This is a genomic window from Streptomyces rectiviolaceus (assembly GCF_039533825.1).
In the GTDB taxonomy this organism is placed as follows: domain Bacteria; phylum Actinomycetota; class Actinomycetes; order Streptomycetales; family Streptomycetaceae; genus Streptomyces; species Streptomyces rectiviolaceus.
In genome coordinates, this window is sequence record NZ_BAAAUG010000112.1 from 1 (window position 1) to 24032 (window position 24032).

Below are 24032 nucleotides of genomic sequence, written 5' to 3' on the forward strand. Positions count from 1 at the left end.
GCCCGCCGCGTGGATCGCCCCGTACACGAGCCAGGCCATCGCGGCGGCGCCGAGCAGCTCGCCCACCGGGTCGGCCCGGCGCGGCGTGGGATCGGATGACTCGGGCAGCAGCAGCGCACCGGCGACCAGCACCACCACGACCGGCAGCAGGTTCACCAGGAAGACCGACCCCCACCAGTAGTGGCTGACCAGCGCGCCGCCGACGATCGGGCCCGCGGCCACCCCCAGGGCGGACGTGCTCCCCCAGACGCCGATGGCCCAGGCCCGCTCCTCCTTGGGGAAGACGTCCACCAGGATCGACAGCGTGCCGGGCATCACGAACGCGGCGGCCAAGCCCATCACGGCGCGCGCCGCGATGAGTTGGCCCGCCCCGGACGCGGTGATCGCCACCAAGGAGCTGGCCCCGAAGAGGGCGGCCCCGAGCAGCGTCGCCCGCTTGCGGCCGAAGCGGTCGGAGAGCGTGCCCGCGGTGAGCAGGCTCGCGGCGAAGACGAGGGCGTAGCCGTCGACGATCCACTGCGTGCCGCGGACTCCGGTGTCGAGGTCCCGCATCAGCTGGGGGAGCGCGACGTTCAGGAGCCCGTTGTTGAGGATGATCACGAAGAGTGCGAGGGAGAGGACGGCCAGGATCCACCAGCGCCGTGGGTCGGGCCCGGTGTCCGCCCGGGGTGTCGGCGCCCGTGGTGCGCCCTGTGCTGCGGTCTCCTGCATCGGGATCCCTCCGTCGCCGTCGGGCGCGGGCACGCATCGGGCGCGCCGGCGCCGAGGCCAGGGTCCGGCCCGCCGCTGTAGCCCCGCTTGTGCGCGCGGACCGGGGCGCTTCCTTTAGCAGGGCCAAAGCCGCCGCGCCGACTATCACCGAGGCGCATCCCAGGTGCGGTTGTCGTGCCGGCGGATGGTGTCACCGACGATGGGAGGATCATGCGCTGGAAAGGCGTTCATGTGGCGGGCACGGGAGTCTGGCTGCCGGAGCCGGTTCCCGCACAGTCCGCCGTGGAGAGCGGTCGGTACGACCCCGAGCAGTGCGCGTCCGACGACCTGCTCTCGGTCGTCGTGGCGGACGATGAGGTCAACCCGCCCGACATGGCGGTTCAGGCGGCCACCACGGCGCTCAAGCGCTCGGGCCTCGACGCCGAGGACGTGGAGCTCCTGGTGCACACCAGCATCTGGTTCCAGGGCGTGGAGATGTGGCCCGCCGCTTCGTACGTCGCCGGTCAGGCCCTGGGACGGCACATCCCCGCGTTCGGCCTCCAGCAGGAGTGCAACGCGGGCCTCGGCGCCCTGGACGTGGCCGCACGGCACGTGCAGTCGGGGCCGCCGACCGCCGCGGCGATGGTGACGACGGCGGACCGCTTCGGTGAGCCGCTGATCAAGAGGTGGAGCAGCGAGCCCGGGTTCGTCTACGGAGACGCGGCGAGCGCGCTGCTGCTCTCGCGCAGGTCCGGCTTCGCCAAGCTCCTGTCCACCGCGTCGGGCGCGGACAACTCCCTGGAGGCGGTGGTCAGGGGGCCCGGCTTCCGGCCGCTGCCGAGCGGGGAACCCCTGGATCTGGCGGGCCGCGTCGAGCACTTCATCGCGACGACGAACGGCGGATTCCGGGTCGCCACGGAGCGGGTGACGCGCGTCGTGCGGGAGGTCGTCGCCACCGTACTCGCCGACGCCGACACGGACCTCGACGACATCGCGCGGGTGGTGGTGCCGGCCGGCGGCCGCAGCCGGATGGACTGGCAGATGCAGGTGCTCGGCATCCCGCTCGCCAAGTCCAGCTGGGACTTCGCCCGCACAGTGGGTCACCTGGGAGCGGGCGACCAGTTCGCCGGGCTCGACCACCTGGTGGCCGAGGGCCATGTGACGGCCGGGGACAAGGTCCTGCTCGTCGGCAGCGGCTCCGGATTCAGCTGCACCTGCGCCGTGCTGGAGATCACCGAGCAGCCCGCGTGGGCTGCCCGGACCGCGACTGGTTCCGGTTCCGGCTCCGGGGAGGCGTCATGAAGGACACATTCGTGAGCAGCCAGGTGGAGAACGCGGCGGAGGTCTTCCTCGGCCGCGCCGCGGCCGCCACGCCCGCCGCCCCCGCCGTCCGCGACCGCACGGGCGTCTGGACCTACGCCGAACTCGACGCCGCTGCCCGTGGGTTCGCGCAGCGCCTCGCCGAACTCGGCATCCGCCCCGGCGACCGGGTGCTCGCCCGTACCGGCAGCACACGCGCGTTCCTCGCGATGCTGTACGGGACGTGGCGCCACGGCGCCGTGTTCGTGCCCATCAGCCCCGCGATGCGCACCTTCCACCTCACTGCGGTCCTCGCGGACTCCGAGCCCGCGCTCATCGTGACGACCGCCGCCGAACGCGAGGGCGCCGAAGGCCATCCGTGGCCGGCGGGGGCCCGTGTCGTGGTGGCCGACGAGGTCGACCTCACGCCGTCCGGACCCATCGACACGCGACCCGCACCGCCCGTTCCGGACGACCGGCTCGCCCTGCTGATCTACACGTCGGGGTCCACCGCCGCGCCCAAGGCCGTGGCCTGCCCGCACGCCCCGGTAGCCTTCGCGGCCCGCGCCATCGCGGCCCGCCTCGGCTACGAGAACGGCGACGTGGTCCTCACCGCCGTGCCGCTCTCCTTCGACTACGGCCTCTACCAGGCGCTGCTCTCCGCGCTCGCGGGCGCCGAGCTGCTGCTCTCCGACGCCGACGAGCACGCAAGGCTCCTGGGGTACGCCCGTGAGCACGGCGCCACCATCGTGCCGCTCGTCCCCTCGCTCGGCGAGATCCTCGTCAAGCTCACCGCGCGCGACCAACGCCCCACAAAGATCAGGATGTTCACCAATACCGGTGCCGCGCTGAACGCACCGCTCATCGCCACCCTGCGCGAACGCTTTCCGGGCGCCCGGATCGTCCCGATGTTCGGCACCACGGAGTGCAAGCGCATCACCATCCTCGAACCGGACGGCGACGTGGCCAAGCCGGGATCGGTCGGGCCCGCCCTGCCGGGCACCGAAGTCCTCGTACTCGACGACGACGGTAGGCCGCTCGCGCCGCACGAGATCGGCGAGATCGCCGCGCGCGGCCCGCATGTCATGGCCGGGTACTGGCGTGCGCCGGAACAGACCGCGCAGCGCTTCCGCGTGGCCGACGACGGCACGCTGACCCTGCACACCGGTGACTACGGCTGGCTGGACGCCGACGGCCATCTGTACTTCCAGGGGCGGCGGGACGATCTGTTCAAGCGGCGCGGCCTGCGGATGAGCGCCATCGAGATCGAGGCGGCCGCGCTCGACGTGGACGGCGTGCACGCGGCGGCACTTCTCGTGCCCGAGGACGACCGCGACATGGTGCTCTTCGTCGTGGGTGAGCTGACGGTGGAGCAGGTCATCGAGCGGCTCACCCAGCGTCTCGAACAGGCGAAGGTGCCCGAACTCATCCATGTGCTGCGGGAGTTGCCGCTGACCAACAACGGCAAGACGGATCGCAAGCAGCTCAAGAGCTATCTGCGGGAGGGTTCCCTTGACCGCCGATGACCCCCTCGTCGAACCGGCCGTGCCGGACGACTTCACCGAGCACCTGGTGGAGCGCTACGGCAGCCCGCTCTACGTGTACGACCTGGACCGGGTGCGCCGCGCCCACCAGGACCTGAGCTCGGCGCTGCCCGAGTCCTCCCGCATCTACTACTCCCTCAAGGCCAACCCGCACCCGGCCCTCGTCGCCGAGCTGCGCACCCTCGGCGCACGCGCCGAGGTGACCTCGCGCGGCGAGCTGGCATCGGCGCTCCGGGCGGGCTGCCCGGCGGGTGAACTGCTGTACTCCGGGCCGGGCAAGACGCCGGGCGAGCTGGTGGAGGCGGTGCACCACGGCATACGGCACTTCTCCGCCGAGTCGTTCGGGGACCTGGCCAGGATCGGGGCGGCCGCCGACGAGCAGGGGGCGCGCGCCGAGTGTGTCCTGCGGATCAACGCGGCCGGCGCGCCCGGCGGCGCCGGACTGCGCATGACCGGCAGCGCCTCACAGTTCGGCTTCGACCTGGACGGCCTGTTCGCCGAGCCCGAGCGGCTCGACGTACCCGGCACGCGGGTGGTGGGGCTGCACTTCTTCCCGCTCACGAACGCCAGGGACGAGGAGGGGCTGCGCGCCGAGATCGTACAGAGCATCCGGACGGCGGCCGAGCTGCGCGACAAGCTCGGCATCCCGCTCCAACTCGTCGACCTGGGAGGCGGGTTCGCCGCGCCGTACGCCGTGCCCGGCGAGCGCCCGACCTATCCGGGGCTGCGGGCCGCCGTGACGGATGCGCTCGACGAGTCGCTGCCCGATTGGCGCGACGGCGCTCCGGTGATCGCCTTCGAGTCCGGCCGCTATCTGGTCGGCGACAGCGGCCGCCTGATGTGCACCGTCACCGACGTCAAGGACAGCCGGGGCACCCGGTATGCCGTGCTCGACTCCGGGATCAACCACCTGGGCGGCCTCTCGGGCCTCGGCCGACTGCTGCCCATGAGCGCGAGGCCGCTGCGCACCACGCCCGGCGAGGAGCCCCGACGAACCACGCTGGCAGGCCCGTTGTGCACTCCGGCGGACCTGCTCGGCCGGAATGTGGACCTCGCGGGGGTGCGCCCCGGCGCCGTACTGGAGTTCCCGAACGTCGGTGCGTACGGCCTCTCGGCCAGCCTGCTCGGATTCCTCGGCCACCCGGCACCCGCCGAGGTCGTGGTGCGCGGGGAGCGGGTGCTCTCGGCGTCCCGGCTGAGCCTGCACCGCCAGGAGATCGACGAGGTGCCCGGCGCACGGAACGCGAAGGACACCGACCAAGCGAAGGAGCTGACATGAGCGTCCCGTGGGATCCGACATACGAGGAACTTCTCGGCCAGGCGCTGCCGCGGATCGCGGAACAGGGCGGCCTCACGCCCGACATCGGCCTCAAGGCCGTCGGCCTGGACTCACTGGCCATGGTGGAGGTGCTGATCCAGCTGGAGGGCGCCTACGGGATCAGCATCCCCGACGACGATCTGGCGCCCGGCGTCTTCGACACTCCCGCCTCGCTGTGGGAGCTGGTCACCGCCGTGCGCGAGCGGCAGACCGCGGTGGGGTGACCGGCGGACCACCTGGCAGGGGTGAGGGGCCGGTGCGGGGCGAACGTCCCCCGCACCGGCCCCTCACCGCGTCTGTTTGTCCGTATAAGAAGCCATAACCCAGGCGCAAGCGAGCCTTCAGCGCCCCGGAGAACGATCGGCCGCAACAGGCAACAGATTCTTCGGCTTTGGGGAGTACACGTGCACGAGCAGCGGGCTCAGGCCATCCGAATCATGCTCATCCAGCAGCTCATCGCCGTACGCCCCGAGATCGCCGAGCGCACGGTCACCGACCGCTCCGCACTCACCGGAGATCTCGGTATGGACTCCGTCGAGCTCGCGGAGACCTTCGAACGCATCAGGGACTGCTTCGGGGACGTCCACATCGCCGGCTGGCTGGCGACCGCGACCCGCGCCGAGGGCGACACCGTCGGCAGCCTGGTGCGCTACCTCGACCGCATGGTCCCGGCCGACGCGCCGGAGCCCGTGGCCGCGGGGAGCCGGTGATGACCACCACCACGGCCCCGGCGCGCACGGATGCGGTCGCCCTCGCCACCGAACTGGCCGGCACGTTCGCGGAGCGCGCCGCCGGCCACGACCGCGACGGCTCCTTCCCCCAGGAGAACATCGACGAGCTGGTCGCATCCGGATACATGTCGATGACCGTCCCGCCCGAGCACGGAGGCGGCGGCGCGAGCCTCGAAGAGCTGTGCAGGGCACAGCAGACGCTCGCCGCGGCCTGTGCCAACACCGCCTTCGCGGTCAACATGCACGTCCACGGCATCGCGATGATCGCCGGCATCGGCGGCGAGGCCGCCACCCGCGCCTACCGGTCGATCGTGGACGACGGCGCGGTCATCGCGGGCGGCTTCAGCGAGCCCGGGGTCGGCGGCAACTGGTGGCATCCCACGACCAAGGCCGAGCCCGTGCCCGGCGGCTATCTGCTCAACGGCCGCAAGGGCTTCTTCACCGGATTCCCCGCGGCCGACCTCCTCTTTCTCTCCGCCGCGCTCACCGACGACCGCGGCCTGCCGCAGCCGGTGGGCTTCCTGGCCCCCAAGCCCGAGCGGGGCGTGCGGGTCACCGGCGAGTGGGACGCAGCGGGCATGCGGGCCACCGGCAGCCACTCCCTGGCGCTCGAAGACTTCTTCGTCCCCGCGGACCGCATGGTCGGTGAACCCGGAGCGCTGCCCCTGATGTTCATGCAGGGCGTCCACTGGGCGTGGTGCAGCTTCGCCTCCGTCTTCCTCGGGATCGCGCGCGGCGCCCTCGACCTCGTCGTACGCGAACAGCGCGGCCGGACCCTGCACGTCCTGGACCGGACCGTGGCGCATCTGCCGGGAGTCCAGTTCCGGGTCGCGGAGATGCGGACCCGCTACGCGGCCGCCGAGGCGCACCTCTACCAGGCGGTGCGTGCCGATCACGACGACGCCGTGGCCGCCGATCCGCTGGGCCACTACATCGAGATGAGCGTCATGAAGAACAGCGTGTGCCGCCTCGCCCACGAGGTCGTCACGCTCGCGATGCAGGTACAGGGTGGCTCCGCGCTGCTCTCCGGCCACCCGCTGCAGCGGATGTACCGCGACGTGGTCGCCGGGCTGCTCGTACCGCCGAACTCCGACGTCACCGCCGAGTGGTCGGGCAAGCACGCGCTCGGTGTGCCCGTGTTCGCCGAGCCCCGATGGGAGGGATGAGCGGCATGACCGCCGTCGAAAGCACGCCCGTGACACGGGACGCCCAGTGGCAGGAACTACGCGCCACGGCACAGGAGCTTGCCGAGAAGTTCTCCGCACGCTCCGAACAGAACTACGACAGGGGGGAGTTCGTCGCCGACAACATCCGTGACCTGATCGAGTCGGGGATCACCGCCGTCAACGTACCCGAGGAAATGGGCGGGTTCGAGGCGACCCTGGAGGAGAACACCCTGCTCCTGCGGATCATCGCGGGCGGCTGCGGATCCACCGCCTTCACCCTCGCCATCCACGCCGTACTGACCGGCTCCATGCGCAGTGACCTGAGCGCCGCCGTGCGCGAGCGGATGTTCTCCGCGGTCCGCGACGGGGCCTTCATCGTGGGGCCGTTCACCGACGAGGGCTCGGGCGGCAACTGGGTGCGGCCCTCCACCGTCGCGCGCCGCGAGGGTGACGGCTTCGTCCTCGACGGGCTCAAGCACTTCGCCACCGGCTTCGACGCCGCGACCCACCTGGTCGTCACGGCAGGCCTTGACGACGCGCACCTGGAGCCGCCGTTCAACCTCGCCGCGTTCTTCGTAGAGAAGCCCGAGCAGGGTGTCGAAGTGACCGCCCCCTGGAGCGGGTTCGCGCTCCCCATGACCGGATCGCACTCGATCGCCCTCACCTCGCTGCACGTGAGCGCGGACGACTCGGTCTTCCCCGACGGGCTCACCCCACTCTTCGTGATGGCCCGTCAGCAGTGGGGCCACTACTGCTTCGCCGCCGTCTTCCTGGGCCTCGCGCACCGCGCGTACGAGCTGGCCGTGGAACGCACCCGCGGCCGCTCCACCACGGCGGTCGCCGATCTGGCGAAGCTGCCCGGCATCCAGTTCGCCGTCGCCCGCATGCGCTCGTCCCTGGCCACCATGGACGCCCTGCTCACCGAGTACGCGACCCGGCACGTCGACGCGGGGGACGATCTGCCCGCCTTCGTCGCCGACACCTGCATCCCCAAGTACTTCATCACCAACGAGGCCGAGCACGTCGTCGCGACCGCCTTCGAGGTGATCGGCGGCTCCGGCATCCGGGAGGGCTCCCGGATCGGCCAGATCTGGCGCGACGTGAAGGCAGGACCCCTGCTGCCGTTCACCAACGACCTCGCCCGCGAGTACATCGGCAAGGCCGCGCTCGGCATCAGCCCCGTCGAGACCCCGAGGTGGGTGTGATGACCGCCCCCACCGAACACCGCATCGACAACGACTACTACGAAGAGGTCGGCGACGGCTGGTGGGACCCCGAGGGTCCGCTGCGCGCCCTCCACGAGATGAACGGCGCCCGCACCGGCCACTTCGACCGCGTCCTGCGCTCCCACTTCCCCGGCAGGCCCCGCGACGAACTGCGCGTCGTCGACCTCGGCTGCGGCGGCGGCCTGGTGTCCGAGAACCTCGCCGCCCGTGGCTACCGGGTGACCGGCATCGACCTGTCACCCGGCACGATCGACGCCGCTCGGCGGCACGCGGCCGCCACCGGCGTCCCGGTCACCTACCGGGTCGGTTCCGCCTACGGCACCGGGCTTCCGGACGGCTGCGCCGAGGCGGTCGTCGCCTCCGACGTCCTGGAGCACTTCCACGACGTACCGGCGGCCCTCGCCGAGATCGAACGGCTCCTCGTACCCGGCGGCGTGCTCCTCTTCGACACCGTCAACCGCACCGTACGCAGCTATCTGCTGCTCATCCTGGTCGCCGAGAAGCTGCTGCGGATCATCCAGCCCGGCACGCACAACTGGCGGATGTTCATCCGCCCCGCCGAGCTCGCCGTGCTCCTCGCCCGGCACGGGCTCGGACTCGGTGAACTGCACGGCCTGGGCCCCGCACGCCCGATTCCCGCACTCCTGCCCGGTCTGCTGCGCCACCGCAGGCTCGGCGATTTCACCCTCACCGGCGACCTCTCGGCCAGCTACATCGGCCACGCCACCAAGACCTCCTGAGCCATCCAGACACCTTGAAGGACGCCATGGTCTCCATACGTTCCGCCAGCACCCGTGGGATCGAGGTCCGGGCCGAACCGGACGCCGTGCGGGGCCTGTTGCTCGACCTCGTCACCTGCGGTCTGCTGATGCCCGGCGTCGAGACCCTCACCGACGAGGGCGACGGCATCTACCACTACCGCCTGGAGACCATCTCCAACGGCGCGGTCAGCCACACCCCCGACCACCGCACCCGCTTCGACACCGCCGACCCGGCCCGGATCAGCTGGACGCCGGTCGGCGACCACAACTTCCGCTCCTGGGGCGAGTTCCGCACCCAGCCAGGCACCACACCCGGCACCACCTACCTGGAGATCGACACCCGCTCCGAGGCCGACGTCGACATCGCCCCCGTGGTGCTGCCGCTCGTCGAGCCCTTCGCACGGCAGCAGAGCGACAAGGTCACCGAGGGCTTCCTCGACGCCATCAAGGAGCGGGCGGAGCGGTCGGCCGTCGCCGGGGTGACGGGATGAGCGCGGGCCGGCTGCTCGCGCTGCGCACCGCGGTCCCGCCGACTCTCGTACCGCAGCAGAGCGCCTTCGACGAGCGGTACCGGGAGATGTTCGAGACCGTCCCGCAGGCCGAGGAGATCTTCCGCGGCTCGGGCGTGACGAGCAGGCACATGGCCTGGGACCCGCGCACCGCCTACCGCGACGGCTACCCGCCCATCAAGGCCCGGATGGAGGCCTGGCAGGAGCACTTCCTCGCCATGGGCCGGCAGACCGTCGGCGGTGTGCTCGACGCGGCCGGGCCCGGAGCCCGCGAGCGGGTCGGCAGTTTCGTCGTGGCCAGCTGCACCGGGTACGCGGGGCCGACCCCCGAGATCGTCCTGGCCAAGGAGTTCGGCCTGCGGCAGGACCTGCGCCGCACCTTCATCGGACACATGGGCTGCTACGCGGCGTTCAACGTGCTCAAGACCGCCCTCGACGCGCTCGCCGCACGCCCCGGCGAGCTGGTGCTCGCCGGTTGCGGCGAGGTGTGCTCGGTGCACCAACGGCCCGAGTTCACCGCCGAACAGGCCGTGGTCAACGCCCTGTTCGGGGACGCGGGAGCGATGATGCTCCTCGGCGGCGCCGACGACGCCGCCGCCGACAGCGACACCGACGGGCAGGGGCCGGTGTTCCTCGGCACCCATACCGAGACCCACCCCGACACCCTCGAAGCGATGAGCTGGCACATCGAGGACACGGCGTTCCGCATGACGCTGTCGCCGTACGTCCCCTTCTACCTCGCCGAGAACATCGAACCGTTCGTGAAGCGGCTCCTCGCCCCGCACGGCCTTGACACCGGCGACGTACAGCACTGGGGCGTCCACCCCGGCGGACCGAAGATCATCGACTTCGTGGGGGAGAAGCTCGCGCTGACCCCCGGTCAGCTGGGCCCCTCGCGGACCGTGCTCGCCGAGAACGGCAACTGCTCCTCCGCCACCATCCTGCTCATCCTGGAGCGCATCCTGCGCGAAAGCCGCCCGGAGCCCGGCGAGCACGCCGTACTCATGGCCTTCGGGCCCGGCCTGACCATGGAGTCCGCGCTCGTCCGCTTCTGAACCCGCTCCCCGATCCGATGGGACCCGCCATGACCAGCGCACTGCAGCCCCGATGGGCGACGCCCGATCTGCACGCCGCCATCAAGGATCACTACGACGGCCTGATCGAGCTGTACGAGGACCTGTGGGGCGAGCACATCCACCACGGCTACTGGGCGAAGGACGAACCCGACCCCGGCAGGCACGCCGCCCAGGTGCGCCTCGTCGAGGAACTGATGAGCTTCGGTCCGCTGCCCGAGGGCAGCCGGGTCCTTGACGCCGGCTGCGGCATCGGCGCCTCCGCCGTCCACCTCGCCCAGCGCCTCGGCTGCCGGGTCGACGGCATCACGATCAGCGCCGAGCAGATCACGCGCGCCGAGGCGAAGGCCGCCGAGGGCGGCGTCACCGACCGCACCACCTTCCGGCTCGTCGACGCGCTGCACACCGACTACGCCGACGGCACCTTCGACGTCGTATGGGCCCTGGAGAGCTGCGAGCTGATGCCGGACAAGCGGGCCTTCCTCGCCGAGTGCCTGCGGGTACTCAAGCCCGGCGGCACCCTGCTCGTCGCCACCTGGTGCGCCCGCGACGACAGCCTCACCGCCGACGAGACAAGGCTGATGGGGCGCATCTACCGCGACTTCGTGGTCTCCCACGTGCTGCCGCTCGACCAGTACCGCGACCTCGCGGACGGCCTCGGCTTCACCGGCATCCGCACCGACGACTGGTCGGAGCGGGTGTGGGACACCTGGAAGCTCTCCAGCGACATCGTCAAGCCCGTGGTCCGCGACCCCTCCGTGGTGTGGAAGCTGGTCAGGGCCAAGGGAATGGACATCTTCCGCTTCCTCAACTCCGTACCCCTGATGAAGCAGGCCTACGACCGCGGCGTGATGCGCTACGGCGTCCTGCGCGCCACCCGCCCCCTGTGACCCGCACCCCACGACCCTGGAGAGCACGATGACCACAACGGCCGAACCGGGCGCTCCCATCGAGTCCCTGGTGGCGGACCTGCTCACCCAACCGTGGCTGATCGACCTGTTCACCGAGCTGACCGAACGGCAGTCGGGATCCATCGCGGCGGCCGAGCGGCTGCGCCAGGTCGACGTCACCAACCACGCCTTCTGGCCCTTCCACGCGCCGCAGTTCCCGCTGGTGGTGACCGGCGCCCACGGCAGCCGCCTGACCGACGTGGACGGCAACACCTACATCGACTGCCATCTGGGATTCGGCGCCCAGGCCCTGCACGGGCACAGCCCGGAGCCGGTCGTCGACTTCGTACGCGAACAGCTGGCGGCCACCACCGGCAACGGATACTGCCATCCCGTCGAGGAGCGGCTCATCGACCTCCTCAAGGAGTTCGTGCCGCACTGCGAGAAGTTCGCCTTCCTCAACTCCGGCACCGACGCCACCGCGGCCGCGATCCGCCTGGCCCGCGCGCACACCGGCCGGCGCATGGTCGCCAAGTTCGAGGGCTCCCTCCACGGGGTGCATGAACTGGGCATGCACAACACCGCGTTCTGGTACCACGGCCACCCCGCCCACCCCTTCCCTGGCATCGAGGGCGACGGGGCGGTCGAGCCCCGTTCCGCGCTGACGGGTGTGCCGAACGCCGACCCGCGCGACCTGCTCGTCCTGCCCAACGACCCGGTCGTCGCCCTCGAACTCATCGAGAAGCACAAGGACGAGCTGGCCTGTGTGCTCGGCGAGGCCGTCTCCTCGTCCTTCCCGTTCGCCGAGCACACCGTTCCGCTGATCCGCGCCGTGTCCGAGTCCTGCCGCCGGCTGCGCGTCCCTTTCATCCTCGACGAGGTGCTCACCGGATTCCGGTACGGTCCCGGTGGCGCGGGCGCGCACTTCGGCATCGAGGCCGACCTCTACTGCTTCGGCAAGGTCATCAGCGGACTCGGCATCCCGCTGTCCGCCGTCGCAGGCCGGGCCGCGCTCCTGGACCACACGCAGAGCTCCGGTCTTCCGCTGACCGACATCGGCCGCAAAACTTGCGTCCAGACCACGCACGTCGGCAACCACCTGGCGCTGAGCGCCTCGTACGCGAGCCTGAGCCTGCTCCACGAGCAGCGGGACACGTACTACACCGAGACCCGGGCCAAGGTCGACGGCATCCAGCGGCGGCTCGCGGACTTCCGCGCGGAGACCGACATTCCGCTGCGCCTCGTCGGGTTCGGCGACTTCATCGGGTCGTTCGGCTTCCTGGAGCACGAGAGTTACGACGACTACCGCACGTTCGCCGGATCGGTGAACCCCATCGCGTTCTTCCTGCTGACCCTGATGCTGCGCAAGCGCGGCTTCTACACGCTGAGCCTCCCGATGCTGTTCACCGGCGGCGCGCACAGCGAGGAGGACCTGGAGGCGATCACCACGGCCGTGACGGACTCGGCGCGCGAACTGCACGGCCACGGCTTCCCGTTCATCCTCCCCGGGGCAGGGGCGCAGGCGCGGTGAGCAGCTCAGGGGAGCACCCCCGCACGGCACACGGCACCGACGCCGTGGTGATCGGGGCAGGCATCGCGGGCCTTGTCGCCGCCGTCAAGCTCGCGTCCGGCGCCGGCGGCCGCGGTGTGCTGCTGCTCGAAGCGGGCAGCGAGCCGGGCGGCCGGGCCCGCACCACGGAGCACCAGGGGTACTCCCTCAACTTCGGGCCGCGGGCCCTGTATCGCGCCACGGAGAGGGAGTTGAGGGCGCTGGGTGTCCGGGTCGAGGGAGGGGAGCCGGACATCGCGGGCGCCTCGGTCCTTCGCGAGGGTGCCTTCCACCCGGGATACGCCGCCGCCGGGCCGCTGCTGCGCACGGCGCTCCTCTCCCGGCGCGAACGCGTCGCCGTGGCCCGGCTCCTGGCTCTGTGCCGCACGCGTGCCCGGCTCGCCCGCAGCGATGCGGCCCAGTGGCTCGCGGCGCGGCTGCCGACGGAGCGGGCGCGGCAGGCCGCGTTCGCCGTCCTGCGCATCAGTACGTATGTGGGCCGCCCGGAGATGATCGCCGCGGACGCCCTCACCGCGCACTTCGCCGAGGTCCGCCGTGGTGTGCGCTATCTCGACGGCGGCTGGGGGAGCGTGGTCGACGGACTCGCCGCACGGGCGCGGGAACTCGGCGTCGAACTGCGCACCGGGGCACGGGCGGTGGCGGTGGAGGGCGGTGAGAAGCCGTGCGTGCGGCTCGCTGACGGCTCGTCGGTGACCGGCCGCTCGGTGGTCGTCGCCGGACTGCCGCCACGGGTGGCCGCGGAGCTTCTCGGCCGCCCCGAACTCGCCGCGGGGTCCGGACGTCCCCTGCACACGGCCTGTCTGGACGTGGCGCTCACTGAACTTCCGGATCCTGGCCGCGCGTTGGTCTTCGGCGTGGACGACCCCGTATACCTCTCCGACTTCTCCCGCGCGTCGCGCGTCGCGCCGCCCGGCGGCGCCGTCCTGCACCTGGCCCGGTACGACGACGGGGCGGGGCTCGCACCCGCGCAGGTCCGCGCCCGCCTGTACGGGCTGCTCGACCGCTGCCAGCCCGGCTGGCGCGACGTGCTCGTCCACGAGCGCTTCCTGCCCCGCATGACCACGATGAGCGCCGTGCCCCAGCCGCGGTTCGGCGGACTCGCGGGCCGTCCCGGCGCGCGAGTGCCCGGCATCCCCGGCGTGTTCCTGGCCGGCGACTGGGTGGGCCCCACCGGACTGCTCGCGGACGCCAGCGTGCTCAGCGCGGTCCGTGCGGCCGACGCGGCGGCCACCCGCCTGTGACCGTTTCCTGATCCGTCCTCCTCCCGGGAGTCACCATGCGCCCGATCCGTATCGCCGCCGTCGGCGGCTCGCTGCGGTCCGCCTCGATGTCGGCCGCGGTGCTGCGGTCCTGCTGCCGCCGGGCCCGCTTCGCCGGGGCCACGGTGACGCTTCTGACCGGTCCTGATCTCGAACTGCCCCTCTACAACCCGGAGATGACCCGGCCGTCGCCCCGCGCCCAGCGGCTTCTCGACGCGCTGCGCTCGGCCGACGGGGTGCTCCTGTCGAGCCCGACCTACCACGGCGGCATGTCGGGCCTGATGAAGAACGCGCTCGACCACACGGAGGCGCTGGCCAAGGAGACGCCCTGCTACCTCGACGGACGCGCGGTCGGCTGCCTGACCGTGGCGTGGAACGACGTGGCGGGCGCCTCCGCCCTCGCCACGCTCCGCTCGTCCGTTCAGGCGCTGCGGGGCTGGACCGTACCGATGGGGGTGGTGGTGCCGGCCGGCACGGACATCACACCCGACGGTGCCTGCGCCGATCCGCGGACGACCCGCAGGCTGGAGATCCTCACCGACCAGGTCCTCGAATTCGCGCGGATGCGGATCGCTTCGCAGGCGATGGACGCAGGTGAACTGACGGCGGCTTCCGTGTAGCGGCGCCGCCGCTCCGCGAGGACCGGCATCGTCGGAGACCCCGGCGGTGCCGGTCCTCGCGTTGCCCGACTGCCACCCGGAAGCGGCCGAGCGGGCTGCGCGACCTTGTGGTGCGGGTCGACCGCAGCCTGCTCGACCGCCTTCGGCAGTTCCCCAGGTCTCACACCAGCGGCAGGGTGCGACGGTCCCCTTCACGTGCGGCGGCCAGGAGTTCCCGGCCCCGGTCCGTCATCAGATCCGGCTGCCAAAGGGTGGCTCCGTCGAGCTCCACCCGGACGCCCGTGACGCCGGGCACCTCGCCCACCTTCTGCTCGATCGACCGCATGATGACCGGAACGGCCATGCAGAAGGGGGCGGTGAGGCTGATCCGCACCAGCGCCCGGCCCGCGTCGTCGACCTCGACAGCACGGACGAGGCCCAGGTCGACCAGGCTCATCGGGCGCTGCCAGGACTGGCTGCAGGGGTCGTACACCTCCTGCAGCGCCTCGGCGACCTGCCCGTCGAGTCCGACGTGTCCGTCGAGTCCGACGTGCCCGTCCGTGGACGTCACCGGCGCGGTCGGCGCGGCCGGGGCGCTCACGCGGCGGCTCCCGGCGCGGCGTTCCACAGCTCCGGCTGGGTGGCGCGCCAGTGGGACCACATCGGGCGGTTGCCGCCGTGTGCCGCCCGCTCCCGGGCGAACTCGTCGTCGCGTACGGCCTGCTCCGCGGCGGCCAGGTCGATCCCGGCGATGCGGGCGAAGTTGCCGGCCAGGAACCCGGCCCGCTGCTCGTGGGTGATCTGCTCGATGCCGTAGCGCTCGAGGAGCTGGTCGGGGAAGGTCAGGCGGGCCATCTTCTCCAGGACGGGCTGCGGGTGGAAGTGCATCGCACCGGAGGCGTAGATGATCTTCTCGGCGCCGCCGAGCGAGATCAGCTGGGCCAGGGCGTCCTCGACGTACCCCATGCCGTGAGCCAGGATCGCCGAGGTGATCTCCAGGTTGGCGTAGACGTTCGGCAGCCGCATCAGTGCCATCGCGACCTCCTCGACGAACGGCGGGAGGCCCGCGTGCACGATCTCGAAGGAGAGGTCGATGTGGCGGATGGCGACGGTCTCCAGGTCGTCGATGCCGAAGGGCTTCAGGGGCACCAGGCCATTGGGGATGATCTTGTGTACGGCGAAGATCTTGATGCCGAGTTCCTTGGCGAGCACGAAGAGCTGGTCGAACTCGGGGTCGTCCAGGCGCCAACTGGCGTCAGGGGAGCCGGAGTTCGGGTAGACCTTGATGCCGATCGTGCCCGGTACGTCGGCCACCTGCTGACGCAGGTCCCGCATGCAGGCGTCGACGCCCAGCATCGGATTGAGCCCGGCGTACGGGATGACGCGCTGCGGCCACTTGTCGGCGAGCACCTGGTTCTTGGTGCCGTTGCACAGGCCGTCCTGGAAGACGCTGTCGATCCGCAGCCGGTGGTTGACGGCCAGGTCCACATCGGACTCGGTGAACATCGTCCGGGCGAGCAGCTCGGGTGACCAGTCCGTGCAGAAGGCCTCACGCGTGATGGCGGAGCCCTCCGTCGCGAATCGCTCGTGCATGCCCCACAGCATCTCGCGCAGCGCGAAGGCGTGCAGATCGGGTCCGCCGCCCGGCGCCTGGTTGAGGTTCTCCTCGGCCAGGTTGTAGGGGTGCACCGTGGCATCGATGACGAACATGTTGTCGATCAACTCAGTCTCCCGTCACAGCGGTTCGTGACCGGGCGTGCCGATCGCGCGGCCCGGCGCGCACAGTCTGTGGCGACCGCCTTCAGCGGGACTAAAGCACCCGTCAGAACACTGGCCGCACCGACGGAAGGTGACGATCCAATGTTCTCAGCCCTGGGCTCCGCACTACACGCGAGGCGGCGCGTCAGCTTGCTGTTGGCCGTGCTCGCCGCTGTCCTCGCTGCCCTCTTCGGGGGGACGGTCGACAAGAAGCTGACCAACGGTCTGTCCGACTACGACGATCCGGGTGGCCCCAACGTCGCCGCGCGCAAGGTCATCGAGCAGGCCACCGGCATCGACGCCCAGCAGGGGTACGCCCTGCTCGTGCGCACTGACGCCCCCATCGATCCCGAGGCGAAGACCCCGCCGGCCTCCGTGGCAGCTGCCGTGAAACTGCTGCGCGACCGGCCCGAGGTCCGCCAGGTGGTCGACTACGCATCGGCGAGCAATCCCGCGCTCGTCTCGAAGGACTCCCGCAGCACCGTCGTCATCGGCGCCGTCGCGCCGATGAAGGAGTCCGCCACGGTCGACGCGGAGAAGGAACTCCAGCAGGCCATCGAGGACGATCCCGCGCTGCGCGGCAACGCCTGGATCGGCGGCCCGACCCCCGGCCACGTCCAGGTCGCGGACGTCTCCAACAAGGATCTTGCGAAGGCCGAAGGGCTTGCGCTGCCGCTCATCCTGATCCTTCTGTTCCTTGTCTTCCGGGGCGTCGTGGCCGCGCTCGTGCCGATCATCGGCGCCATGGTCTCGCTGCTTCTGACGCTGGCCGGGCTGCGGGTCGCGACGCTGTTCATGAACGTCTCCACGGGCGCGCTCAACCTGGCCTTCGCCCTCGGCCTCGGCCTGTCCGTCGACTTCGGACTGCTGATCGTCTCCCGCTACCGCGAAGAGCTCGCGGTGCACGGGCCCGGGGTGGAGGCGGTGCGCCGCACGGTCGCGACCGCGGGGCGCACCGTGCTCTTCAGCGCCCTGACCGTGGCCGCCGCGCTCGCGGCACTCATGGTCTTCCCGCATCCCTATCTGCGGTCGATGGGCCTCGCCGGTGTCATCACCGTGGTGGCGGCCGCGCTCTTCGCGCTGCTCGGTCTTCCCGCGCTGCTCGCCGTGCTCGGCCGGCGCATCAACTCCCTCGCCCCGCGCCGCTGGCAGCGCGACATCTCGGCCGAGGAGGCCGCGGGCAACCGCTGGCACCGCATCGCGTCCGGCGTGATGCGCCGCCCCGGCATCGTCGCCGTGGTCGCCGCCGCCATCATGCTGCTCATCGCGGCGCCCGTACTCGGCATCCGGTTCACCGGCGCCGACTCGGCGACCCTGCCGACCGAGACGAGCGCGGGGCGCGTCGCGGCCGAACTGGAAAGGGACTTCAAGGACCCGGCCACCTCGCCCCTGCAGATCGTCCTGGACACCGACGACAGCACCGGTCTCGCGGCGTACGCCGACAAGGTCGCGAAGGTGCCGGGTGTCGAGACGGTGGCGGAGCCCGTCCGGCTCGACGCCGGGCACTGGGAGGTCGACGCCGTCCTCACCGGAGCCCCGCTCGGCACCGAGGCGCAGGACGCGGCCGCCGACGTACGCGACATCAAGGCACCCCACCCGGCCCGGTACACCGGCCTGACCGGTGACTTCCTGGCCCAGAAGGAGTCCATCGGCGACCGGCTCCCGCAGGCCGTGGGGCTGCTCACCGTCATCACCCTGCTGCTGCTCTTCGCCTTCTCCGGCTCGGTGATCCTGCCGTTCAAGGCGCTCCTGATGAACACCCTCTCCACGGCTGCCGCGCTCGGCTTCCTGGTCTGGGTCTTCCAGGACGGCAACCTCGGCTTCGCGGCGCAGAGCGGCATCGAGACGACGACTCCGGTCCTGGTCTTCGCGCTGGCCTTCGGACTCTCCACGGACTACAACGTCTTCCTGCTCGGCCGGATCAAGGAGGCCAAGGCGGCGGGCCTCGACGAACGGGCAGCGGTCTCCGAGGGTCTGGCGAGGACGGGGCCCATCGTCACGTCGGCGGCGGTCCTCTTCTGCCTCGCCCTGGGCGCGCTCGGCCTGTCCCGTCTTGTCTTCATCAAGGAGCTCGGCCTCGGCACGGCCTTCGCCGTACTGATCGACGCGACCATCGTGCGCGCCCTGCTCGTGCCGTCCCTGATGGCGATGCTCGGCAGCACCAACTGGTGGGCGCCGGGGCCGCTGCGCAGGCTGCACACCGCGCTGCGCCTGGACCGGATGGAGCCGCCGGCCGCGGCCCCCGAAGGCCCCGCCCCCTCCGGCGGCACGGTGCCCGCCATCGAACACGAGCGGAGCAAGCCCGAAGTGCCCGCCGCCACTCCCTGATCGACGCACCCACGGTTCCTTCCCCAGGAGGCACATCGATGGACACCCGACAGAGCCCGCACACGGACACTCCGCCAGGCTCCCGACCGGAGCACCAGTACCCCTTCCACCGCCCCTCCGCCGTGGAAGTACCGCCGCTGTACGAGGAGTTGCGCGCCAAGTGCCCCGTCGCGCACGTCGGCCTGCCCAGCGGCGACGAGGGCTATGTCGTCAGCCGCCACGAGGACGTACGCACCGTGCTCGCCGACCCCCGCTTCAGCCGGGCGGCGACCGTCGAGCCCGGCGCCCCACGGCTCAGCGCCTCCGCGCCCCCCATGGCCGGCGGCCTGTTCACCATGGACCCGCCCGAGCACACCCGCCTGCGCAAGCTGGTGTCACGGGAGTTCACCGCGCGCCGCGTGCAGAATCTGCGCCCCCGCATCCAGGAGCTGACGGACGCGCTGCTCGACGAGATGGAGCAGATCGCCCCGCCCGTCGACCTGAACACCGCCCTGGCCTTCCCGCTGCCCGTCATGGTCATCTGTGAACTGCTCGGCGTGCCCTTCGAGGACCGGGACCGCTTCCGCGCCTGGTCGGACGCGTTCGTCTCGCTCACCTCGCACTCCGCGGAGGAGGTGATGGCCCAACGGACCGCCATGGTCACGTACTTGGGCGAGCTGGTGCAGCGAAAGCGCGAGGAGCCGGCCGGGGACCTGATGAGCGCCCTCGTCTCGGCGCGCGACGAGGAGGGCTCGCTCAGCGAGCAGGAGCTGATCACCATGGGGATCACCCTCCTTGTGGCGGGTCACGAGACCACCGTCAGCATGATCGGCACCTGTGTCCTGACCCTGCTGCGGCACCCCGAGCACCTGGCGGCGCTGCGGGGGCACCCGGAGCGGATGGAGCACGCCGTCGAGGAGCTGCTGCGGATCAACCCCATCGGTGACGGCGGGCCGTTGCGCGTCACGCTCGAGGACGTGGAGATCGCCGGCACCCGTATCCCGAAGGGCAGCGCGGTGCTGGCCGCGATCTGCTCGGCCAACCGTGACGAGCGCCGGTTCACCGAGGGCCCGACGGCCGAATTCGATCCCTTCCGGCCCTCCGCCGCAGCCCAGCTCGCGTTCGGCCACGGCCCGCACTTCTGCCTGGGCGCCGCGCTCGCCAGGGCCGAGCTGCAGATCGTCCTGGGCACCCTTGTGCGGCGCTTCCCGACGCTGAAGCTCGCCGAGGACGCCTCCGAGCTGCGGATGACCACCGGGATGATGGTCCACGCCCTGGACCGGGTGCCGGTCACCTGGTAGCCCGTGCGCGCCCCCGGCAGCGAAGCGGCCCGGCCCTCGGAATCGGGGCCGGGCCGCTCTTCTCGGCCATTTCGATACTCCCGTTGCGTAAGTCCGTGGCACTCGCTAGCCTGGAATACGAAACGAGCGTATCGAAATGCTCGTATCGAAATGTTCTCCCGAAGGAAGCGACAGAGGACCGCGGTCATGACTACTGAAGCCAGACGAGGCCGGCCCCGTGCCGAAGGCGCCGACGCGCGCATCCTCGACGCGGCGTACGAAGTGCTGGTCGACCGTGGGTACGACCGCTACTCGATCGACGAGGTCGCCCAGCGGGCCGGGGTCGCCAAGACCACGGTCTACCGGCGCTGGCCCACCAGAGACCACCTCATCGTCGCCGTCGTCGCCAAGATCCAGGACGAGGTGCCGGTGACGGACACCGGAGACATCCGGCACGACCTGGTGACGTACCTCGAAGCCATCGTGGCGGGCCTGGACCGCATGCGCCGGGTCGGCAGGGCCATGGAGCCGGGCGACCGCTCGGCCGGTCTGGTCGCGGAGATCGTCGCGGCCGCTGCCCGTCACACCGATGTCGGCGGGGCCCTACGAGGCCTCTTCGCCCGCCGCAACGCCCTGCCGCTCGCCCTCCTGGCAAGCGCCCGGGCGCGCGGAGATCTCAAGCCCGATGCCCAACCCGGCGTGATCTTCGACGAGTTGGCCGGTGCCATCTATTACCGGCTGCTCATCACCGGCGAGCCCATCGACGGTGACTACGCGTCCCGGCTCGTCGACCAGGTGCTCGCCGGAGCCCGTACCCCCCACGAGGAAGGGACCTGACCATGAGCTCCTCCGTGTCCGACGCATCCGACGTATCCGACGTGTCCGAGAACGACACCGCCGAAGGGACCGTCAAGAAGCGGTCCTGGCCCCGCAGGCGGCCCGTACTCAGCAGCCTCCTGGTCTTAGCGGTGGCCCTCACCGGCTACACGGTGTGGACGAACACCCAACCCGTGCGGATCACCGCCTCGATGGAGCTGCGGGCCACGCCCGACGAAGTGTGGCGGGTGCTCTCCGACTTCGAGAAGTATCCGGAGTGGAACCCGTTCATCACCAGCGCCGAGGTGACCTCCGACAGCGGCCGGGTCGAAGAGGGCGCCACGCTGCGCAACCGCATGCACGACGCAAGCGGTGACACGACCTTCACGCCGGAGATCCAGACGGTCGAACCCGGCCGGGAGCTCAAGTGGCTCGGCAAGGTGGAGCCCGGCTGGATCGCCGACGGTCAGCACCGTTTCCATATCGAGCGCATCGGCCCCGACCGGGTGCGGTTCACCCAGACCGAGCGCTTCACCGGGGTCGCTGTCCCCTTTCTGAAGGGGCACCTCGAAGAGAAGACGCTGCCGCAGTTCCACGCCATGAACGCAGCGCTCCAAGAGCGGCTCGACGCTCTGAGGTGAGCGGCCGCTGCAACTGGAAGTAAGCGCCCGCGAGGGCGCGCCGCTTCAGCGAGCGGTTTCCGTCGACGCACCGGTACAGCAGCCGGCGGAAGCTGCCGCTGGCCGCGCCGTGCAGGGCGAAGAGGCGCTCCTGGCGCAGCTGCAGACTCCGCGAACGGCTCACCGACTTCTCCCGGGCCAGCTGGAACTCCTCGCTCGCCCGCAGCAGTTCGACCACGTCCCCGCCCTCCGCGAACGTATGCGAGAGGAGCGGGGCCAGCGTGACGGCGTCGATCACCGCATGGTTGACGCCCTGTCCCAGGATGGGGGTGAGCGTATGCGCGGCATCGCCGATCAGCGTCAGACCCGGCATGGACCAGCGCGGGGCCACGGTCGTGAAGATGTCGAGCATGGAGGCGTCGGACCAGCTCAGCACCGACCGCCTTACGGTGTCGGCGAGTTCGGGGGCAAGCCGGGCGATCCGTTCGTGCAGCGCGGGCAGACCCTGCGCGCGCAGCTCCTTGAAACCGCCCTTGGGGATGTTGAAGCCCACCCGCACACTGTCAGGACGGGTCGGGATGAACAGGCCGTGCTGATCACCGTCGATCCTGATCCGGTACGTGGCGTCGTCCCACGCGTCCGGCATCGGCAGCTTCAGCCACACCACGTCGCGCTCGAGCGGCAGCTTGGTGAACGGCAGCCCAGACAGCGCCCGCACCTTGCTGAAACGGCCGTCGGCGGCGACGGTCAGCTTCGCCCGCACCGTCACCTCGCCGTCCGGGGTCGTCGCGCGCACCCCGGTCACCGGGCCGCCCTTGTCCCTGACGAGGCCCGCCGCCGTCGACGCCCGCAACAGCGTGAAGCCGGGCAGCTCCTCGCCCATCGCGGCGAGCGCGGACAGCAGGGCGGGCTGCGGCAGTTCCACCGGGAACGGCTGCGGATAGGGGAAATCGGCGAAGTCGGCCCGCAGCACGGCACGCCCGCCGTCGACGATCTCCATCCGCCGCATCGGCACGTACTCGCCCTCGAGGCGGTCGAGCAGCCCGAGCCGGTCGAAGAGCCAGACCGAGTCGGGCGAGATCGACTCGCCGCGGAAGGAGCGGTCGAAGGTCGCGCTCTTCTCGAGCACCACCACCGACACCGAACGTTTGGCGAGTTCCACGGCGAGAGTCAGCCCGGCGGGCCCCCCGCCGACCACACAGACCTGGGCGGTCAGCTCTCCGGTCATGCTCCTCCTGCCTCGTGCGCTCACTGCGCGCTGATGGGTGCGTTCACGGTGCGATCGCGTTCACCACGCGACAGGAAGCGAACTGATGCCGTGCACCAACATCCCCTCCGGCCTGCGGAGTTCATCGACGGGCACGGCGAGACGCAGGGTCGGGAAGCGCCGTACCAGGGAGCCGATCGCGATCTGCAGCTCGGCCCGGGCGAGCCCGGAGCCGATGCAGTAGTGCGGACCGTGGCTGAAGGCGAAGTGCGGGTTGACCGGACGGTCGAAGTCCGGCTCGTCCGGGCTCTCGAACTGGGCACCGTCCCGGTTGGCCGAACTGAGGCTCGCAAGGACCGCGCTGCCCTTCGGTACCGTCTGACCGGTGCTGAGTTCCACGTCGTCGAGCGTGATGCGCAGCAGCGCCTCGTCGCCCGGCGGGTGCAGACGCAGCAGCTCCTCGACCGCGTTCCCGATCAACTCCGGGTCCTTGCGCAGCCGTTCCAGGTGCTCGGGGTGGGTGAGCAGCGACACCACACTGTTGGCGATCTGGTTGACGGTGGTCTCGTGCCCGGCCACCAGCAGGCTGATCCCGAGGAAGATCAGCTCCTCCTCGGAGAGCCGGTCGCCGTCCTCGTCGTGGATGGAGACCAGCGCGGAGAGCAGATCGTCGCCCGCGTGCTGCCGCTTGGCGGCGACGAGGTGGGCCAGATAGTCGCGCAGCGCGATCTGCGAGGCCAGCATCTCCTCCTTGGTCACCGACGTGGTGGCAAGGAAGACACGCGACCAGGCGGCGAACTTCTCCCGGTCGTCGAACGGCACGCCGAGCAGCTCGCAGATGACCGTCACGGGCAGCTGGAAGGCGAGGGCCGGCACCAGGTCGACCGGCGGCTCCTTCTGCTCCATCGCGTCCAGGAGCGCGTCCGTGTGCTCCTGGATGCGCGGCCGCAGCCCCGCCACCCGTCGCGCGGTGAACTCGCGCGAGACCAGCTTGCGCACCCGGGTGTGCTCGGGCGGGTCCATGTTGAGCAGGCTCTTGAAGTTCTGCGGCGCGGCGGCGAGCCGCGGAGCGCCCGGTTCCAGCGTGGCGGCCCTGCTGAAGCGCGGGTCGGAGAGTGCGGTGCGGACGTCCTCGTAACGGGTGAGGAGAAAGGCGTTGTCGCCGCTGGGCATGCGGACCGTCGCGACCGGATCCTCCTCGCGCAGCTTCCCGTACATCGGGCACTGCTGGAGACCGGGCGCGCGCTCGAACGGGTAGGGGAGCGCCTCGTCGGCTGCCTGCGGCGCGGACTCGGGCGCCGTGTCGGGCGCTTCGGGGCTCACGGCCATGGTGATGTCCTCTTCTGGATCGGCTGGATCGGCTGGATCGGCTGGATCGATGTCGGGGGCGTGTGCGGTACGAGGGAAGG

23 protein-coding genes are annotated in these 24032 nt (G+C 71.1%); 18 read left to right on the forward strand and 5 right to left on the reverse strand.

The features are described 5' to 3' along the window. The coding region (locus ABD378_RS28245; protein ID WP_344525148.1) for an MFS transporter at positions 1-711 on the reverse strand (711 nt) is incomplete at its 3' end. A gap of 210 nt (positions 712-921) precedes the next feature. Here ABD378_RS28245 and ABD378_RS28250 point away from each other — a divergent pair. The 14 genes from ABD378_RS28250 (at position 922) to ABD378_RS28315 (ending at position 14656) form a co-directional block, all read left to right on the forward strand. After that, complete coding sequence (locus ABD378_RS28250) at positions 922-1992, forward strand: ketoacyl-ACP synthase III family protein (protein WP_344525150.1); 1071 nt, start codon at positions 922-924, stop codon at positions 1990-1992. Then, a complete protein-coding gene (locus tag ABD378_RS28255) occupies positions 1989-3515 on the forward strand; it encodes a class I adenylate-forming enzyme family protein (protein WP_344525152.1) in 1527 nt (508 codons plus the stop codon). The genes ABD378_RS28250 and ABD378_RS28255 overlap by 4 nt, the downstream gene beginning before the upstream one ends. After that, a complete protein-coding gene (locus tag ABD378_RS28260) occupies positions 3502-4812 on the forward strand; it encodes a type III PLP-dependent enzyme domain-containing protein (protein ID WP_344525154.1) in 1311 nt (436 codons plus the stop codon). Before ABD378_RS28255 ends, ABD378_RS28260 begins: the two co-directional genes overlap by 14 nt. Further along, the gene (locus tag ABD378_RS28265; protein WP_344525156.1) at positions 4809-5075 is read left to right on the forward strand and encodes a phosphopantetheine-binding protein; all 267 of its coding nucleotides are present in this window, start codon (positions 4809-4811) and stop codon (positions 5073-5075) included. Before ABD378_RS28260 ends, ABD378_RS28265 begins: the two co-directional genes overlap by 4 nt. A 180-nt stretch (positions 5076-5255) precedes the next feature. Then, complete coding sequence (locus ABD378_RS28270) at positions 5256-5561, forward strand: hypothetical protein (protein WP_344525158.1); 306 nt, start codon at positions 5256-5258, stop codon at positions 5559-5561. Further along, positions 5561-6748 carry an acyl-CoA dehydrogenase family protein gene (locus ABD378_RS28275; RefSeq protein WP_344525160.1) on the forward strand — a complete coding sequence of 396 codons (1188 nt, stop codon included), beginning with the start codon at positions 5561-5563 and terminating at the stop codon, positions 6746-6748. Before ABD378_RS28270 ends, ABD378_RS28275 begins: the two co-directional genes overlap by 1 nt. 5 nt (positions 6749-6753) lie before the next feature. Beyond that, a complete protein-coding gene (locus ABD378_RS28280; RefSeq protein ID WP_344525162.1) occupies positions 6754-7953 on the forward strand; it encodes an acyl-CoA dehydrogenase family protein in 1200 nt (399 codons plus the stop codon). Further along, complete coding sequence (gene ubiG / locus ABD378_RS28285) at positions 7953-8714, forward strand: bifunctional 2-polyprenyl-6-hydroxyphenol methylase/3-demethylubiquinol 3-O-methyltransferase UbiG (protein ID WP_344525164.1); 762 nt, start codon at positions 7953-7955, stop codon at positions 8712-8714. The genes ABD378_RS28280 and ubiG overlap by 1 nt, the downstream gene beginning before the upstream one ends. A gap of 26 nt (positions 8715-8740) precedes the next feature. After that, positions 8741-9226 carry an SRPBCC family protein gene (locus ABD378_RS28290; protein WP_344525165.1) on the forward strand — a complete coding sequence of 162 codons (486 nt, stop codon included), beginning with the start codon at positions 8741-8743 and terminating at the stop codon, positions 9224-9226. Continuing rightward, positions 9223-10299 carry a type III polyketide synthase gene (locus tag ABD378_RS28295; protein WP_344525167.1) on the forward strand — a complete coding sequence of 359 codons (1077 nt, stop codon included), beginning with the start codon at positions 9223-9225 and terminating at the stop codon, positions 10297-10299. The genes ABD378_RS28290 and ABD378_RS28295 overlap by 4 nt, the downstream gene beginning before the upstream one ends. Before the next feature lie 29 nt (positions 10300-10328). Next, on the forward strand, positions 10329-11207 hold the full coding sequence (locus ABD378_RS28300; protein WP_344525169.1) for a methyltransferase domain-containing protein: 879 nt from the start codon (positions 10329-10331) through the stop codon (positions 11205-11207). A 28-nt stretch (positions 11208-11235) separates the two neighbouring features. Further along, the gene (locus tag ABD378_RS28305) at positions 11236-12738 is read left to right on the forward strand and encodes an aminotransferase class III-fold pyridoxal phosphate-dependent enzyme (RefSeq protein ID WP_344525171.1); all 1503 of its coding nucleotides are present in this window, start codon (positions 11236-11238) and stop codon (positions 12736-12738) included. Further along, a complete protein-coding gene (locus tag ABD378_RS28310; RefSeq protein WP_344525173.1) occupies positions 12735-14018 on the forward strand; it encodes a phytoene desaturase family protein in 1284 nt (427 codons plus the stop codon). Before ABD378_RS28305 ends, ABD378_RS28310 begins: the two co-directional genes overlap by 4 nt. Before the next feature lie 35 nt (positions 14019-14053). Next, on the forward strand, positions 14054-14656 hold the full coding sequence (locus ABD378_RS28315) for an NADPH-dependent FMN reductase (protein ID WP_344525175.1): 603 nt from the start codon (positions 14054-14056) through the stop codon (positions 14654-14656). A 160-nt stretch (positions 14657-14816) separates the two neighbouring features. Here ABD378_RS28315 and ABD378_RS28320 read toward each other — a convergent pair whose 3' ends face one another. Both ABD378_RS28320 and ABD378_RS28325 read right to left on the reverse strand, forming a co-directional pair. Continuing rightward, a complete protein-coding gene (locus ABD378_RS28320; RefSeq protein WP_344525177.1) occupies positions 14817-15236 on the reverse strand; it encodes a metal-sulfur cluster assembly factor in 420 nt (139 codons plus the stop codon). Next, on the reverse strand, positions 15233-16357 hold the full coding sequence (locus ABD378_RS28325; RefSeq protein ID WP_344525179.1) for an amidohydrolase family protein: 1125 nt from the start codon (positions 16355-16357) through the stop codon (positions 15233-15235). Before ABD378_RS28325 ends, ABD378_RS28320 begins: the two co-directional genes overlap by 4 nt. A gap of 138 nt (positions 16358-16495) precedes the next feature. Between ABD378_RS28325 and ABD378_RS28330 the strand changes: the two genes are divergently transcribed. The 4 genes from ABD378_RS28330 to ABD378_RS28345 all read left to right on the forward strand — a co-directional run bounded on the left by ABD378_RS28330 (position 16496) and on the right by ABD378_RS28345 (position 21437). Next, positions 16496-18721 carry an MMPL family transporter gene (locus ABD378_RS28330; RefSeq protein WP_344525181.1) on the forward strand — a complete coding sequence of 742 codons (2226 nt, stop codon included), beginning with the start codon at positions 16496-16498 and terminating at the stop codon, positions 18719-18721. Positions 18722-18759: 38 nt separating this feature from the next. After that, positions 18760-20001, forward strand: coding sequence for a cytochrome P450 (locus ABD378_RS28335; protein ID WP_344525183.1), 1242 nt, complete (start codon positions 18760-18762; stop codon positions 19999-20001). 186 nt (positions 20002-20187) lie between these two features. Next, positions 20188-20817 (forward strand): TetR/AcrR family transcriptional regulator, encoded by a 630-nt coding sequence (locus tag ABD378_RS28340; RefSeq protein ID WP_344525185.1) that lies wholly within the window; start codon positions 20188-20190, stop codon positions 20815-20817. A 2-nt stretch (positions 20818-20819) separates the two neighbouring features. Next, positions 20820-21437 carry an SRPBCC family protein gene (locus ABD378_RS28345; protein ID WP_344525187.1) on the forward strand — a complete coding sequence of 206 codons (618 nt, stop codon included), beginning with the start codon at positions 20820-20822 and terminating at the stop codon, positions 21435-21437. On the opposite strand, the gene ABD378_RS28350 is transcribed toward ABD378_RS28345, so the two are convergent. Beyond that, positions 21328-22644 carry an FAD-dependent oxidoreductase gene (locus ABD378_RS28350; protein ID WP_344525189.1) on the reverse strand — a complete coding sequence of 439 codons (1317 nt, stop codon included), beginning with the start codon at positions 22642-22644 and terminating at the stop codon, positions 21328-21330. The genes ABD378_RS28345 and ABD378_RS28350 overlap by 110 nt on opposite strands. 60 nt (positions 22645-22704) lie before the next feature. After that, positions 22705-23952, reverse strand: a complete 1248-nt coding sequence (locus ABD378_RS28355) for a cytochrome P450 (RefSeq protein WP_344525191.1) — start codon at positions 23950-23952, stop codon at positions 22705-22707. Positions 23953-24032: the final 80 nt, after the last annotated feature.

Coding starts and splice junctions, on each gene's coding strand:
- ABD378_RS28250 (WP_344525150.1), top strand. CDS start 922: ATGCGCTGGAAAGGCGTTCATGTGGCGGGCACGGGAGTCTGGCTGCCG.
- ABD378_RS28255 (WP_344525152.1), top strand. CDS start 1,989: ATGAAGGACACATTCGTGAGCAGCCAGGTGGAGAACGCGGCGGAGGTC.
- ABD378_RS28265 (WP_344525156.1), top strand. CDS start 4,809: ATGAGCGTCCCGTGGGATCCGACATACGAGGAACTTCTCGGCCAGGCG.
- ABD378_RS28275 (WP_344525160.1), top strand. CDS start 5,561: ATGACCACCACCACGGCCCCGGCGCGCACGGATGCGGTCGCCCTCGCC.
- ABD378_RS28280 (WP_344525162.1), top strand. CDS start 6,754: ATGACCGCCGTCGAAAGCACGCCCGTGACACGGGACGCCCAGTGGCAG.
- ubiG (WP_344525164.1), top strand. CDS start 7,953: ATGACCGCCCCCACCGAACACCGCATCGACAACGACTACTACGAAGAG.
- ABD378_RS28290 (WP_344525165.1), top strand. CDS start 8,741: ATGGTCTCCATACGTTCCGCCAGCACCCGTGGGATCGAGGTCCGGGCC.
- ABD378_RS28295 (WP_344525167.1), top strand. CDS start 9,223: ATGAGCGCGGGCCGGCTGCTCGCGCTGCGCACCGCGGTCCCGCCGACT.
- ABD378_RS28300 (WP_344525169.1), top strand. CDS start 10,329: ATGACCAGCGCACTGCAGCCCCGATGGGCGACGCCCGATCTGCACGCC.
- ABD378_RS28305 (WP_344525171.1), top strand. CDS start 11,236: ATGACCACAACGGCCGAACCGGGCGCTCCCATCGAGTCCCTGGTGGCG.
- ABD378_RS28315 (WP_344525175.1), top strand. CDS start 14,054: ATGCGCCCGATCCGTATCGCCGCCGTCGGCGGCTCGCTGCGGTCCGCC.
- ABD378_RS28330 (WP_344525181.1), top strand. CDS start 16,496: ATGTTCTCAGCCCTGGGCTCCGCACTACACGCGAGGCGGCGCGTCAGC.
- ABD378_RS28335 (WP_344525183.1), top strand. CDS start 18,760: ATGGACACCCGACAGAGCCCGCACACGGACACTCCGCCAGGCTCCCGA.
- ABD378_RS28340 (WP_344525185.1), top strand. CDS start 20,188: ATGACTACTGAAGCCAGACGAGGCCGGCCCCGTGCCGAAGGCGCCGAC.
- ABD378_RS28345 (WP_344525187.1), top strand. CDS start 20,820: ATGAGCTCCTCCGTGTCCGACGCATCCGACGTATCCGACGTGTCCGAG.
- ABD378_RS28350 (WP_344525189.1), bottom strand. CDS start 22,644: ATGACCGGAGAGCTGACCGCCCAGGTCTGTGTGGTCGGCGGGGGGCCC.
- ABD378_RS28355 (WP_344525191.1), bottom strand. CDS start 23,952: ATGGCCGTGAGCCCCGAAGCGCCCGACACGGCGCCCGAGTCCGCGCCG.